Origin of the sequence: Stieleria tagensis, assembly GCF_024129865.1 — a bacterium.
Lineage (GTDB): Bacteria > Planctomycetota > Planctomycetia > Pirellulales > Pirellulaceae > Stieleria > Stieleria tagensis.
The window spans coordinates 24,031-38,030 of record NZ_JAMYFE010000125.1; the positions used below are offsets into that span (position 1 = coordinate 24,031).

The 14,000-nt window shown below is 56.2% G+C and carries 11 protein-coding genes; 7 read left to right on the forward strand and 4 right to left on the reverse strand.

Features of this window, described 5'->3' with window-relative positions:
* Positions 1 to 76: 76 nt before the first annotated feature.
* Both argS and rsfS read right to left on the reverse strand, forming a co-directional pair.
* Positions 77 to 2,074, reverse strand: a complete 1,998-nt coding sequence (argS, locus tag NHH03_RS25370) for an arginine--tRNA ligase (RefSeq protein ID WP_253161049.1) — start codon at positions 2,072 to 2,074, stop codon at positions 77 to 79.
* A 112-nt stretch (positions 2,075 to 2,186) separates the two neighbouring features.
* Complete coding sequence (gene rsfS / locus NHH03_RS25375) at positions 2,187 to 2,672, reverse strand: ribosome silencing factor (protein ID WP_253161051.1); 486 nt, start codon at positions 2,670 to 2,672, stop codon at positions 2,187 to 2,189.
* Positions 2,673 to 2,875: 203 nt separating this feature from the next.
* Here rsfS and NHH03_RS25380 point away from each other — a divergent pair, with 203 nt between their 5' ends.
* A complete protein-coding gene (locus NHH03_RS25380) occupies positions 2,876 to 4,252 on the forward strand; it encodes a Gfo/Idh/MocA family protein (RefSeq protein WP_253161053.1) in 1,377 nt (458 codons plus the stop codon).
* Here NHH03_RS25380 and NHH03_RS25385 read toward each other — a convergent pair.
* A complete protein-coding gene (locus tag NHH03_RS25385) occupies positions 4,249 to 5,568 on the reverse strand; it encodes a DUF481 domain-containing protein (protein ID WP_253161056.1) in 1,320 nt (439 codons plus the stop codon). The genes NHH03_RS25380 and NHH03_RS25385 overlap by 4 nt on opposite strands.
* Positions 5,569 to 5,735: 167 nt before the next feature.
* On the opposite strand from NHH03_RS25385, the gene NHH03_RS25390 reads away from it, so the two are divergent.
* The 4 genes from NHH03_RS25390 to NHH03_RS25405 are packed head-to-tail and all read left to right on the forward strand — an operon-like array spanning position 5,736 to position 9,532.
* Positions 5,736 to 6,095 carry a tellurite resistance TerB family protein gene (locus NHH03_RS25390; protein ID WP_253161058.1) on the forward strand — a complete coding sequence of 120 codons (360 nt, stop codon included), beginning with the start codon at positions 5,736 to 5,738 and terminating at the stop codon, positions 6,093 to 6,095.
* Between the two features lie 6 nt (positions 6,096 to 6,101).
* Entirely contained in the window at positions 6,102 to 6,746 is a 645-nt protein-coding gene (locus tag NHH03_RS25395) for a phosphopantothenoylcysteine decarboxylase (protein ID WP_253161060.1), read from the forward strand.
* Positions 6,743 to 7,663 carry a dihydroorotate dehydrogenase gene (locus NHH03_RS25400; RefSeq protein ID WP_253161061.1) on the forward strand — a complete coding sequence of 307 codons (921 nt, stop codon included), beginning with the start codon at positions 6,743 to 6,745 and terminating at the stop codon, positions 7,661 to 7,663. The genes NHH03_RS25395 and NHH03_RS25400 overlap by 4 nt, the downstream gene beginning before the upstream one ends.
* Positions 7,664 to 7,684: 21 nt before the next feature.
* Positions 7,685 to 9,532 carry an ATP-binding cassette domain-containing protein gene (locus tag NHH03_RS25405; RefSeq protein WP_253161069.1) on the forward strand — a complete coding sequence of 616 codons (1,848 nt, stop codon included), beginning with the start codon at positions 7,685 to 7,687 and terminating at the stop codon, positions 9,530 to 9,532.
* 27 nt (positions 9,533 to 9,559) lie between these two features.
* On the opposite strand, the gene NHH03_RS25410 is transcribed toward NHH03_RS25405, so the two are convergent.
* Positions 9,560 to 10,480, reverse strand: a complete 921-nt coding sequence (locus NHH03_RS25410; protein WP_253161064.1) for a cobalamin-binding protein — start codon at positions 10,478 to 10,480, stop codon at positions 9,560 to 9,562.
* 384 nt (positions 10,481 to 10,864) lie between these two features.
* On the opposite strand from NHH03_RS25410, the gene NHH03_RS25415 reads away from it, so the two are divergent.
* The gene (locus NHH03_RS25415; protein WP_253161066.1) at positions 10,865 to 11,167 is read left to right on the forward strand and encodes a hypothetical protein; all 303 of its coding nucleotides are present in this window, start codon (positions 10,865 to 10,867) and stop codon (positions 11,165 to 11,167) included.
* 184 nt (positions 11,168 to 11,351) lie between these two features.
* Complete coding sequence (locus tag NHH03_RS25420) at positions 11,352 to 13,163, forward strand: APC family permease (protein ID WP_253161067.1); 1,812 nt, start codon at positions 11,352 to 11,354, stop codon at positions 13,161 to 13,163.
* Positions 13,164 to 14,000: the final 837 nt, after the last annotated feature.

The window sequence follows — 14,000 nt, forward strand, 5'->3', positions numbered from 1 at the left end:
GTCGACTTCTATAAGAATCGACCCTCAATCCATACTGTCACCCTACAATACGATTGCGGTAAATCCTGTCAATCACCTACATCCGCTGGACGACGTCAATCCCCAATAATTCCAACGCTTTCTTGATCACACGACCGGTCAGAACCACCAATGCCAATCGCGTGTTTTGAATGTCAGGCGTTTCCGCGTTCATCACATGACATTGATCATTGAATCGAGAAAAGGTTTCTGCGGTGGCATAAACATAATCAACTAAATGATTGGGAGCATGATTGTCAGAAACACTCTGCAATGCTTCCTCGAATTGCAACAATTGCAATCCCAATGCCCGCTCTGCGGGATGGTTCAGCAACAACCCGCTGGTCTTTGCGCGTTCGACCACTTCAGCCTCGGTCAGCCCAATCCGGCGCAGAATGCCTGCGGTACGTGCATAACTGTACTGGGCATACGTTGATGTATTCCCAGTCAACGCAACCATTTTAGACAAGTTGAATTTGTAGTCGCTGGTTCGATCATGTGCTAAATCAGCATACTTAATGGCGCCGATCCCAACGGTTTCTGCGACCTGTCGTTTTTCATCATCATCCATAGGGGGGTCTAGTTTATTCACCCGTTCTGGATCACAAACGACTTGATACGCAGCATCGACGGCATCATTCAGCAGACTTTCCAACCCAATCAATGATCCGCTGCGTGTCTTCATCGGTCGGCCGTCTTCCCCCAGCACCGTGCCGAAACTGATATGGACCAGCCGAGCATCACTCAGCCCGGTTAGTTCTGCGACGGCAAACAATTTTTCAAAGTGTTCGCTCTGTCTTGCATCGACGACATACAAAATTTCGTCGGGTGAAAAGTGTTCGGTTCGATAGCGTAACGTTGCCAGATCGGTCGTCGCATACAGAAACGCCCCGTCACGTTTCTGGATAATCATCGGTGCTTCGAATTGGTCTAAAAACACACACACCGCGCCATCACTTTCGCTGGCCAGTCCCCGTTGCGTTAGATCGGCGACGACATCTGCCAACATCGAATGATAAAAGGATTCGCCGTAGGTGTAGTCGAAACTGACGTTCAGACGGTCGTAGACGCGATTGATTTCGTCTTTGCAATACGGCAGAAACTGTTCCCACAATTGGCAATTTTCTGCGTCGCCCGCATGCAACTTTGACGTTTCTGCCAAAACCGCTTGGCTGATATCGGGGTGTTCGGCAGCCCGTTGCATCATCACCGGATCCGACTGAGTTTTTGCAATCGTTTTCCGAGCCGCATCAAGCGCCGATTCGGTGGCGCTGATTTTCTTGGCCAATGAATCAGCGGCCTTACGCTTTTTCTTGGCGTCTTTTCCTTCTGCCGAGTTTGCCGCTTCAACTGCAACGCTGTGTTCGGCCTGCTGATGCTCCAGCTCGGATTCTAACTTTGGAATTGACGCAACCGATTTGTGATACCCCATCAATTGATGAACCACACGATACAGTTTGGCTAATTCAGGCACCGGGTCTTGGCGAACAATTTCTGGATCGCCGAAATGTTTGTAACCATAAATAATGATCCCGAACTGAGTCCCCCAGTCGCCCAGGTGATTGTCGGTGATCACCCGATGACCAATGAAACGCAGCGTTTTTGCCAAACAATTTCCGATCACCGTGGTGCGGATGTGCCCCACGTGCATCGGTTTGGCGACATTGGGCGACGAATAATCCAACAGGATTGTTTTCGGTGATTCACAAGCCGTGACCAGGCAACGGTCGTCGTCCAACATCGCCTTCAACTGCGTCTGCAGAAAGCTGTCTTTGATCCGCAAATTGATGAATCCCGGCCCGGCGATTTCCGGTGGGTCACAGAGATCGTCCAGTTGGATCTGCGCGATCACTTGTGCGGCAACATCACGCGGATTGCTGTCGGGCAATAGTTTCCCGATCGGCATCGCGCAATTCGACTGATAGTCACCAAACTTAGGATTTCCGGCCGGCCGAATCATCCCCGCGTAGCGGTCCAGATGATCGATCGTGGTCGCAAAATCACAGCGGCCCAAGGCGTCAGAAAAACGCTCGGTCAACAACGAAGGTATGTGCATTGTTCTTTCCAGAACGTCCGACGGCGGAGGCAGATAACCTCGACGCGGACCTACAGAGTGCAGGAACGGATAGAATGATCAAGAACGGGGCCAGGCAGCCCGAGCCGGATTCTCAATCGGAGTTTTCGATGCCCAAATCCGACAACGGGATCGTTTTGCCATCGGCCCACAACGATTCCAAGTCGTAAAATTCTCGCGTTTCTTCGTCGAACAGATGGACCACAACGCTGCCATAGTCCAGCACGATCCATCGGCTTTCGTCGTAGCCTTCGATACTAAACCGCTTTTCGCCCATGCCTTTTTCCAAGGCATCGTCAATTTGTTCGCTGATCGCATGCAATTGGCGACGGCTTTGGCCGGTTGCCAAGACGAACAAATCAAACTCGGCGGACTGCCCGCAGACGTCCAGAACGGCAACATCGGTGCCGTTATTGTCCAACGCGACTTGTGCTGCCGTTGCTGCGATCTTGCGACTCTCGTCGATCCCATACGGTCGAATCGAGCGCGACGGCGAGACCATCGGGTTGAATGATTTGGGAGAACTAGCCGATGCTTTAGCTTCGGGCTGGTTCGATTCGGTGGATTGTTGGTCTGTCATTTGGGAAAGTCTATCAGTTTTGGCGTTGCTGTCACGGGTCACATCGTTCGACACGTGGTTATTACAATGACACGTCTGGTGGGCAAATGGCTTTCGGTGCGATTCACGTCATCTGACCGTGTCCATTTTACTACCATGATTTCCCGCCACGGGCGAAAACGCCAGCACGAGATCGTCTGTCTACCCACCTTCAGGAAACACGCATGTCTGAATTGAATCGGTCTGAATTGCCCGAACCGTCCGCTCCCGCAGTACAGCAGGGCGAACCGTCTTGCGATCCCCCGTCCCGAAAATCGTCTCGCAGACAGTTCATCAAGACCGGTTCGGCTGTCACGGCCGGATTGACTGGCGCAGCCGCGCTCCAGCGCCCTGTTCGCGGTGCAGAACCGAGCGAAGGAAAACCAGAACTGGTCCGCATCGGAATCGTCGGTCTCGGTGGCCGCGGCACCGGAGCACTGACCGACACACTGACCATCAACGACAACGTGCAGTTGGTCGCAACGGCTGATGTCGATCCGTACAAACAACAGATCCTCAAACGACTGGAAAAGTTCGGAGAGAAAGTCTCGGTCGCACCAGGAAAGAATTACCTCGGGATCGATTCTTATAAACAGGTCTTGGACGATCCCGATGTCGACTTGGTCATCATGACGACGCCCCCGGGCTTTCGCCCCCAATATGTGATGGACGCCGTCGACGCTGGCAAGCATGTGTTTGCCGAAAAACCGTCCTGCGTTGACCCGGCCGGATACCGTCTGTGTCTGCAAGCTCACGAAAAAGCCAAAGCCAATGGCACGGCCATCGTGACGGGAACACAATACCGTCGGCAAACCAATTATGTCGAAGCGGTTCGCCAAATCCACGAAGGCGTGATCGGCGACGTGATCAACATGACGGCCCGATATTGCAGCAACGGGATTTGGTACCGCCCTCGCAAAGAAGGCATGTCAGACACCCAATACCAAGTTCACAACTGGATGCACTTTATCTGGCTTTCCGGTGATCAAATCGCCGAGCAAGCGGTCCACAACATCGACCTGATGAACTGGGTCATGCAAGACGCACCGGTTTCCGCCTATGGAAGTGGAGGTCGATTCACTCGGCCCGAAGACAGTGAGATGTGGGACAACGTCTCTGTCGATTACACCTACCCGGGCTCACGCCAGGTGTCGTTTATGTGTCGCCAAATCCCAGGCACCGCCGGCGACAACAGCAACCATATCTACGGCAGCAAAGGGACCGCGACGATCTATGGATCCAACCGCGGCGCATCGATCGTCGATCGTGCCGGCAAAGAGATCTGGTCGATGAAGGGTGATATCAGTGCGGCTTACAAACAGGAACACAAGGATTTGGTGGATTCGATTCGCGCCGGTGATCCGATCGTCGAACTCAAAGAAACCGCCGACAGTTCGATGACCGCTATCCTGGGACGGGCCGCAGCCTACACCGGCCAAAACGTGACCTGGGACTTCATGGTCAATGAATCCAAGCAAGCGTTGTTCCCAGCCGACTTCGATATCAACGGCCCACGTCCCGAATCGCACCACGCGGTCCCCGGGGAAACCAAGCTGGTCTAAAACTTGACCAACAGGAGCAACGAGTAATACACGTCGTTGGGCTTCGCGCCCTGCGGCGTGCTGTCGTAGCGGTCGGTCAGCCCCAATTTTAACGACAGGTTTTCGGTATCGTCCAACAGGATCTCCCAAGCGATGTCGCTGACCATCCGGAAGTCTGAAAAGTCCTCCCAGGCCGGGAAATAATCGACCTTGGCCTTGAGTTTGTGATAGCGGTTCAACTGGCGTTCGAATTCGGTGCCGAAAACGGCTTCCGCTTTCCAGTCGTCGTCGGGAGCCCCAATCTCTTGAGACGCACCGGCACCGAACCGGGTCACGAACGTGGTTTCTTCATCGCGAAGCCAGTAGTAACCCAGGCCGCTATTCAAGTTCAGCCGCAGATCAAAGGCTTTGAATTGATCCCACTCGGCACCAAATTTGGCGAACGCGGACCAGTTGGATTCATGCAACAAGCGGTCGTAGTCTAGATTCAACCGACCATTGTCTTCGGTCGTGATTTTATTGTTGGTGGCTTTGCGGTAATCGAAGTCCAACGCAAATGTGTATAGGTCCGTTTTCCGCTTCATCTCCAAACCGGTCTGAAACGCCAGCGTCCGCGAATTCCCGCTAGCACCATCCATCCCCAATTCAGCGTGATTCTTCCACCCGCGAGTGATCCACAACCAAGGGATCTGGTACCAGGCCGCCGTTTCTTCCTCGAGCGGTAATTCTTCGCCGTTTTCGCCCGCCGCAATCGCTTCGCCGATCGTTGTCGCCGCCCCCTCCGGGGCAACTCCATTGCCGATGACGGCGCCCGGCGCCGTCGGCAATGGCAACGATTCGATCATCGGCACGTTCGCATTGGGCAGGTCTGGAATCGGCAGTGAAAGGTCCGCCGACGGCGTGCCCGGCAAGCCATTTTGTGGGCCGGCCAATCGTGGACCCGATTCAATCGTAAGCGGATTGATTTGGTAGTCGACCGGTTGAACGGCGCCATCGAATTCATTTTCAACCGGCGTTTCGCTAGCCGCCACGGTGACGTCAGGATTCGATGTGACATCGCTCGAAACCGCATTTTCTGCCGGAAAAGGGAATTGATAGGTCGGCAGATCCGCAGCCTGGTCAGTCTCTTTCGACGGGGAAAACGTCAATATGCCTCTCTCCCACAGCGACAACCCAGCCGCTTTGTCGGCGGGTTGCTGGGCAGCGGTAGTGATTTCGGCGCTGTCCTGTGCCGCGGTCACACCGACTGCGCAAAACAGTGCGGCGACCAGGATCCAGCGGACGACGACTAGTCGATCCGGACGAATCTGCCGTTTGCATGCATGTCGCGTTTCCATCACACCTGAGCCGTCGAATTTCCGTTGGAAAAGTAAAAATCTAGGTTTCAATCGCAGGGGTAACAAAATTTTGACGCCCGTGTCACGACCGATCTGGCGGTGATCGGATGTCCCCCGGCGGAAGCTTCTGCTAGTCAGTCAGCGAAACAAGGGTTAACATTCCCGACATGAACGAAAACCACTTCAGTGACCGCATCCGACAGCTCCGCAACCTCGTTGTGATGGCGATGGCCGACGGTACCATCGGCGAGCGCGAAGTCGCGTTTGTCGCCGAGCGTTGCCACGAACTCGGCCTGGGCGAATCTGAATTGCATCACGCCATTCGATTCGGATTGGGAGACGAAGCCGCGTTGGAGTTGCCAGCCGGATCGCAGGCGAGAGATGAGTTGATGGTGGACTTGGTGCGGATGATGGCCGCCGATGGCAAATTGGACGAAAGTGAAAAGCGTCTGTTTGCGCTGGCTGCTGCCAAGATGCAAATTTCCACCGAGCGACTGAACCAGCTGATCGACAAAACATTGGAATAGACCGGCGTGGCACGAATTTTGATCACGTCGGGCCCGACGCGTCAGTACCTGGATCCCGTTCGTTACCTATCCAATGCGTCGAGCGGACGGATGGGGGCGGCGCTCGCCAATGCAGCGATCGAGCTGGGTCACGAGGTTGTGATCGTGACCGGACCGGTCAGCATCGATTACCCCGCAGCCGCGACGATTGTGCCGGTGGTCACCACCGATGAAATGCTGGCGGCCGGTCGCGAATGGTTTGCTCGCTGTGAAGGGGCCATCGGTGCAGCGGCACCCTGCGATTATATGCCGATGGTGGTAGAGACCCAGAAAATTGCCAAAACCGGCCAGCCGTTGACATTGCAGTTGGTCGAAACCCCGGACGTGGTCGCGACCCTGGGACAAATTAAGACGGCCGACCAGTGGGTGGTTGGATTTGCATTGGAAACGGAAGACCGGCGGTTTCGGGCTACTGTCAAACTAGAAAAAAAACACTGCGATATGATTGTCAGTAACGGCCCCACCGCGATCGATTCTGATAGCAACGAAGTCGAACTGCTGGACGCCGCGGGCGCTGTCGTGGTGCGCGTCAAGGGATCCAAATCGGAAGTAGCCGGCGTTCTGTTAGCCGAAATCGATACCCGCCTGATTCGCCAGAGAACCAATCCATGAGCACGACCGAAACCATCCAGTTGGCGACCAACATCGGCCGGTTGTCGCTTCCCAACCCGATCATGGTGGCCTCCGGAACATTCGGATACGCCCGTGAGATGCAGCACGTCGTGGACGTCTCGCGGTTGGGTGCGGTGCTGCCAAAAACCATCACTGCAGAACCACGCATCGGCAATGCACCCTGGCGCACCGTCGAGGTTTCCGCGGGACTGCTCAACGCCATCGGCCTGGACAATGATGGGGTCGAAGCATTCCTTGAACACCACTTGCCCTACCTTCAATCCCTGTCCGCTCCAATCGTGGTCAGCGTGGCCGGTCGGACCCAAGCCGAATTCGTCGCATTGGCCAGTCGCGTCGGGGCGTATGGCGTGGCAGCAATCGAATTGAACCTGTCCTGCCCGAACGTCAGTGGCGGCGTGGATTTTGGATCCAACCCCACGTCATGCCACGACGTGGTGGCCGCGACGCGAAAAGAGTGTGACGTGCCGATCCTGGCCAAACTGACGCCCAATGTCACCCGCATCGCCGAGATCGCACAGGCCGCTGCCGACGGTGGCGCCGACGGGGTTTGTTTGATCAACACGGTCTTGGCAATGGCCATCGATTGGCGTCGCCAACGACCGATGCTAGGCAACGGCATGGGCGGCATGAGCGGCCCGGCGATCAAACCGATCGCACTGCGATGCGTGCACCAAGTCGCTTCGTCGGTGAACGTCCCGATCATCGGAATTGGCGGCATCGCAACCATCGACGACGTGATGCAATTCATCGTCGCCGGAGCCTCAGCGGTACAGATCGGTACCGCCAACTATTACGACCCTACCGTTTCAGTGCGTTTGATTGATCAGCTGCCCGCCGCGCTCGGCGAACTCGGGGCAAACTGTATCAAAGACGTTGTTGGTTCATTAAAAATCTAGCGAAGAAATCGCAACATGGCACTGTTGACAATTGCGGACGTCTCGATCGGTTTTGCAGGCCCCAACCTGTTGGACTCCGTCACCGCACAAATCGAATCGCGACAACGAATCGGATTGCTCGGCCGCAACGGCGCCGGCAAAACAACCCTGTTGAAAATGCTGGCGGGTGAACTTGCCCCTGACAATGGCGAAATCCAACTGGGCGATCGGACGCGTGTTGCTCGATTGGTCCAAGATGTCCCAGCGGACGTGCATGGCACCATCGAAGAAATCGTACTCCGCGGCGTGCCCCAGGAAACCGTCGACGACCCGGCGACCCGATGGGAAGCCGAGCATGCGGTCGAAACCACGCTGTCACGGATGCAATTGGATGGTTCGGTTGAATTTCAATCGCTCTCCAGCGGAATGAAACGCCGTGTCTTGCTGGCCCAGGCGATCGTTTCTAAACCAGACATCTTGTTGCTGGACGAGCCAACCAACCATCTGGATATCGAATCCATTTTGTGGCTGGAAAACTTCTTGTCTCGCTGGGAAAAGACGCTGGTCTTTATCACTCACGACCGCTCGTTCCTACAACGATTGGCAACTCGGATCTGGGAAGTTGATCGCGGACGACTGTTCGACTGGACCTGTGACTACCAGACTTTCCTGGTTCGCAAGGAACAAGCACTGGAAGCCGAAGCCAAACAGAATGCGTTGTTCGATAAACGACTGGCAGAAGAAGAGGTTTGGATCCGACAAGGAATCAAAGCTCGTCGGACTCGCAACGAGGGCCGGGTGCGGGCGCTCAAAGCAATGCGTGCCGAACGCTCTCAGCGACAGAACCAAGTCGGCAAAGCCAAGTTGGAATTGCAAGGCGCCGATCGCAGCGGCGTGCTGGTCGCCGAGCTGACCGATGTCAGTTTTGCCTACGAGGAACAGCCGATCGTCGACCAGTTTTCAATCGAATTGATGCGTGGCGACAAGATCGGAATCATTGGCCCCAACGGTGCCGGCAAATCAACGCTGTTAAAACTTTTGCTGGGCCAATTGAAACCCGATTCGGGCACGGTGCGATTGGGCACCAAACTGGAAGTCGCCTACTTTGATCAGTTGCGTGACACGCTGGATCCCGAATTAACGGTGCAAGAAAACGTCGGTGACGGCAGCGACCAACTGCAGGTCGGCAACAAGTCCAAACATGTTTTGGGTTACTTGCAAGACTACCTGTTCACCCCGGAACGGGCTCGGACCAAAGTCAAATTCCTGTCCGGCGGAGAACGCAACCGCGCGCTGTTGGCCAAACTAATGACCAAACCGGCCAACGTGCTGGTGATGGACGAACCGACCAACGACCTGGACGCCGAGACACTGGAACTGTTGGAAGAACTGCTGGTCGAATTCGCTGGCACCTTGCTGCTAGTCAGTCACGACCGAACGTTTTTGAACAACGTGGTCACCAGCACGATCGTGTTCGAAGACGACACGATTCGGCAGTATATCGGGGGCTACGACGACTGGCGTGCCGCCGTGCAGCGCCGCGCCGATTCGGGTGTGGACAGTTCATCCGTGCGGGCCGACAGCAAACCACGCCCTTCCGCTGGTGAATCCAAGCGAGACGGTGCAGCGACCGCGGCCCCAAGTTCGACCGCCACGCCGACTGCGACCGCGGCGCGCAAATTGTCGTACAAAGAAAAGCGTGAACTGGAATCATTGCCAGAGCGGATCGAGACCTTGGAACAACAGATTGCCGATCTGCATCAAGCCATGGCCGATCCAGAGTATTACCAATCCGCCGGCGACCGAATCGCCACCGACGCAGCCAAACTATCCAAGGCCGAATCAGAACTCGCCGCAGCCTATCAACGCTGGGAAGACCTCGAACAATAGGCGTCCAGATGTCTCCTGCCCCATCCCTTAGGCCTCTATTGAAACCTTGAGTGCCGGTTCAAGTCCGCTGGGCAGCGGATGTCGATCGGGATGCAATGCGTGCGCCAAGATTTCCAAACTGTCGACCAATCGGGGGCCGGGCCGATTGAAATAGGCCGATCCATCGACCATGTATACGCGGTCGGTTTTGACGCACGCCAACAAGTTCCATTCCGGCCGCGACCGTAGGACAGGAATCTCCTGTCGCGCCCGCTGGATGTCAAAACCACAGCATGCGATCACCATCACATCGGGATCGGCATCGGCAATCGCATCCCAGGTCAACGTGACACTGCGCTGGCCGGCAACACCAAACAATTCTTGTCCGCCAGCGAGCTGCACCAATTGTGGACTCCAGTGCCCGGCACAGAACGGCGGATCAATCCATTCCAGCAATAGAACTCGCGGCCGACGTTGGATTGCCTGACCGCGGGCGACGACTGTGTCAATCCGATCCTGTAGGTTCGCGACATACGGCGCCGCTTTCTCAACGCAACCCGCGGCCTCTGCAACGATTCGGATACTGTCCAAAACGTCAGCCAAATCATGCGGCTGCAAATTCACCACACGGGCTCGGCCGCCAAGCTCACACACCGCCGCATTGACTTCTCGCTCGGACACCGCACAAACATCACACAGTGTTTGGGTGACGATCAGATCTGGATCCAGCGTTTTCATCACCGACAGGTCAAGTGAATACAGCGCCTGCTCGGACTGCAATCGCTCACGCACCAATCCATCGATCTCCAGACTGCTGGCATCGCCAGGAATCAGCGTGCGCGTGACAGTCGGCAACTGATTGATACCCGGCGGATAATCACACTCATCGGTCACACCGACCAATTGATCGCGCAGCCCTAGCCCACAAAGAATTTCGGTCGCGCTGGGAAGCAATGAAACAATTCGCATCAAACGAGTTTAACCCATCAAGTGCTCAGCGGTCAGCCAGTGCCGTAGCGGATCCCAATCTGGGATAAATCGGTCAGAGAGGGATTCCGAATCGTGGCCGTTCCAGCGAGGGAAAACAGCGCGCGTGAATGCCCCTGTGGTGCGTCAACGTTCAAAAGTGGGGCAAGGTTCTAGCTTGCCATCACCACACCGGGTGAATCGCAAGCTGGAAGCTTACGCCACGAATTGGCGACCCGAAATTCGGATATGGCCGCACCACTCGCGCTCCTTCGAATCGTTCGGACAATCGCGCGGAATTTCCGGCGGACGGCGGATTGGTACAGCGATTGCTTTTTAATGCGATCGGGAACCAATCTTGACTTTAAGGCTTGCGGAGGAGCACTCATGCGCTACGAATTCATTTCCCTGGATGACTCCATTGCCCAAACGGGTGAATTTATCATGACGGTTTGGTGTCGGCCGCCATGGTGGATGGAAATGCTAGGCATTCTGCCCGAATGCATTGCATTTGCCGGACATGAAGACCAATGGAAAAGCATCGATGGGACGACCGTCACACGGCGTGAGCGCGAGATGTTGGCAGAAATGTGGCGGGAAAATTACGTCGATGGTTGTCTGGAACCCGAGCATCGCGATCTGCAGCGGGTTGCAGGCAAGATGCAAACCGTTGCAGCAGGCGGCCGTTGAAACGGAGGCTCCCGGCGCAGAATCTGCGGCGCCGCTGGATGGCATCGGCAGCCACAATCAGACACAATAAGGCCTGCATTGGCACCAAATGGGGTGGTTCTTGGTAGCGGTTGAAGGGATGGCGTTGGCCAGTCGACAGCTGTCTCCAGCGAGATTGATGCAGCGCCGATCAACAGGTTCCTGAATGACTCATCCGAAACCGACCAAATTGGGTCAGTTGGCTTCGACCGCAATTTGCGGAAACGACATCACGTCGTCCTGTTTATACGTGTCAGCATTGGCGATCGGCTATGCCGGACGCTGGGCGCCGGTGTGTCTGTTGCTGGTCGCCGCAACGCTGTACTTGTTCCGTTCGATCTACGCCGAAGTGGTCGGCGCGCTGCCGTTAAACGGAGGCGCCTACAACGCCCTGCTCAACACGACCAGCAAGTATCGCGCATCGATCGCGGCTTGTTTGACGATTCTATCGTACATGGCCACCGCCGTGATTTCGTCCAACGAGGCGATGCACTACCTGCATTCGCTGTGGGATGGATTGCCGGTTATCCCAGCGACGATCGGATTGCTGTTCTTGTTTGCCATGCTGACCATCATGGGCATCACCGAATCCGCATTCGTCGCCATCGCAATCTTTCTGTTTCATCTCGGATCGATGTTGGTGCTCATGATCTTTGGTGTGCTGACGATTGCGACGGTGGGCACTGACGTGCTGTGGGAAAATCTTAGCCTGCCGACAACGGGCGGATTTCGGATGGCGATCTTTTTTGGTTTCGCCGCTGCGATGCTAGGGATTTCCGGATTTGAATCGTCGGCCAACTTTGTCGAAGAACAGGCCGAAGGGGTGTTCCCCAAGACACTGCGCAACATGTGGATCGCCGTCACGCTCTTGAATCCTGGCATGGCGATTTTGGCTCTGGCCCTGGTGCCGATCGCCGCCATTCAGGAGGACTTTCAGACGGATCTTCTTTCGCATATGGGCGGTCTGGCCGCCGGCGATTGGCTGCGCTGGGTGGTCAGTGTCGATGCGGTGCTCGTTCTAAGCGGTGCCACATTGACCAGTAACGTCGGTGTCACGGGGTTGGTCAAACGCATGACGCTGGACCGCTGTTTGCCACAGTTTCTGTTGAAAGAGAACCGTCGTGGTACGCCACATCGAATCATCCTGTTGTTTTTCGCGCTGTCGGTTTCGGTGCTGTTGATCACCCGTGGCGATTTGGAATCTTTGGCGGCTGTCTACACGTTGTCATTTCTGTCGGTGATGGCGCTGTTTGCAATCGGCAACCTGCTGCTGAAGATCAAACGTCGTCATTTACCGCGGCCCTCCAAGGCATCCTGGGGAACCGTGCTGCTCGCGTTGCTGGCTGTGGGAATCGCGATTTGGGGTAATGCGCGGCTGAACCAACAATACCTGATGGTGTTTTTGGAGTATCTGGTGCCGACGGTTCTGGTGGTCACTGTGATGTTGACTCGTGTCCAGATTTTGCAGTTGATTGTGTTCTTTGTGGATGAAATACGACGGCGTGTCCGGCGTGAAAAACGCGACGCGATCGAAAACGATGATCGGACCTCGGCGGCCTGGTGGGCCGGGGCGGCGCGGCGAATCAATCGGGTCGATGACAGCCTGCACGGCATTGTGGACAAGGTCCGGGATCAACCCATCGTGTACTTCACTCGTGGCGATCACGTCGCCAATCTGAATCGCGTGATGCTGTATATCGAACAGAACGAACACACCAATCGCGTCAAACTCGTGTCGTTCTACAACGACGAAAATCCGATTCCGCCAAAACTGGCCGAGCACATTCGCTACTTGGACGAGGTCTATCCGGAGATCGACATGGAGTTTGTCGCGTTACCCGGCGAATTTTCACCGGACGCGATTCATCGTCTGTCCGAACAGTGGAAGATCCCAACCAACCTGATGTTTATCGGATCGCCCAGCGGGCACCTGAAGCACCGACTGGAAGACCTGGGTGGCGTGCGGCTGATCATTTGATGGCGGATGTTCCGAACGCTGGAAAAGAGCGCCGGGACCGCCTAGCCCGTAGCTGATCCCGCCAAGGGTTCAGTGGGGGCGGGGATGCAGCGAAGATCTGAACCGTGGCCGGTCCAGCTACGGTTGTCGGCGATGGTCGTAGCTAATCCCGCCAAGGGTTCAGTCGGATCGGGAGGATGCAGCGAAGGTCTGAACCGTGGCCGGTCCAGCTACGGTTGCCCGCGATGGTCGTAGCTGATCCCGCCAAGGGTTCAGTCGGATCGGGAGGATGCAGCGAAGGTCTGAACCGTGGCCGGCCCAGCTACGGTAGCAGGCGATGGTCGTAGCTGATCCCGCCAAGGGTTCAGTGGGGGCGGGGGATGCAGCGAAGGTCTGAACCGTGGCCGGTCCAGCTACGGTAGCCGGCGATGGTCGTAGCTGATCCCGCCAAGGGTTCAGTCGGATCGGGGGATGCAGGGGAAAGTCTGAACCGTGGCCGGTCCAGCTACGGTTGCCGGCGATGGTCGTAGCGGATCCCGCCAAGGGTTCAGTGGGATCGGGGAAGGCAGCGAAGGTCTGAACCGTGGCCGGTCCAGCTACGGTTGCCGGCGATGGTCGTAGCGGATCCCGCCAAGGGTTCAGTGGGATCGGGGATGCAGGGGAAGGTCTGAACCGTGGCCGGTCCAGCTACGGTTGCCCGCGATGGTCGTAGCTGATCCCGCCAAGGGTTCAGTGGGGGCGGGGAAGGCAGCGAAGGTCTGAACCGTGGCCGGTCCAGCTACGGTTGTCGGCGATGGTCGTAGCTGATCCCGCCAAGGGTTCAGTGGGATCGGGGATGCAGCGAAGGTCTGAACCGTG

Excerpts from the sequence above, each read along its gene's own strand:
- argS (WP_253161049.1), bottom strand. The coding sequence starts at position 2,074 with ATGCACATACCTTCGTTGTTGACCGAGCGTTTTTCTGACGCCTTGGGC.
- rsfS (WP_253161051.1), bottom strand. The coding sequence starts at position 2,672 with ATGACAGACCAACAATCCACCGAATCGAACCAGCCCGAAGCTAAAGCA.
- NHH03_RS25380 (WP_253161053.1), top strand. The coding sequence starts at position 2,876 with ATGTCTGAATTGAATCGGTCTGAATTGCCCGAACCGTCCGCTCCCGCA.
- NHH03_RS25385 (WP_253161056.1), bottom strand. The coding sequence starts at position 5,568 with ATGGAAACGCGACATGCATGCAAACGGCAGATTCGTCCGGATCGACTA.
- NHH03_RS25390 (WP_253161058.1), top strand. The coding sequence starts at position 5,736 with ATGAACGAAAACCACTTCAGTGACCGCATCCGACAGCTCCGCAACCTC.
- NHH03_RS25400 (WP_253161061.1), top strand. The coding sequence starts at position 6,743 with ATGAGCACGACCGAAACCATCCAGTTGGCGACCAACATCGGCCGGTTG.
- NHH03_RS25410 (WP_253161064.1), bottom strand. The coding sequence starts at position 10,480 with ATGCGAATTGTTTCATTGCTTCCCAGCGCGACCGAAATTCTTTGTGGG.
- NHH03_RS25415 (WP_253161066.1), top strand. The coding sequence starts at position 10,865 with ATGCGCTACGAATTCATTTCCCTGGATGACTCCATTGCCCAAACGGGT.
- NHH03_RS25420 (WP_253161067.1), top strand. The coding sequence starts at position 11,352 with ATGACTCATCCGAAACCGACCAAATTGGGTCAGTTGGCTTCGACCGCA.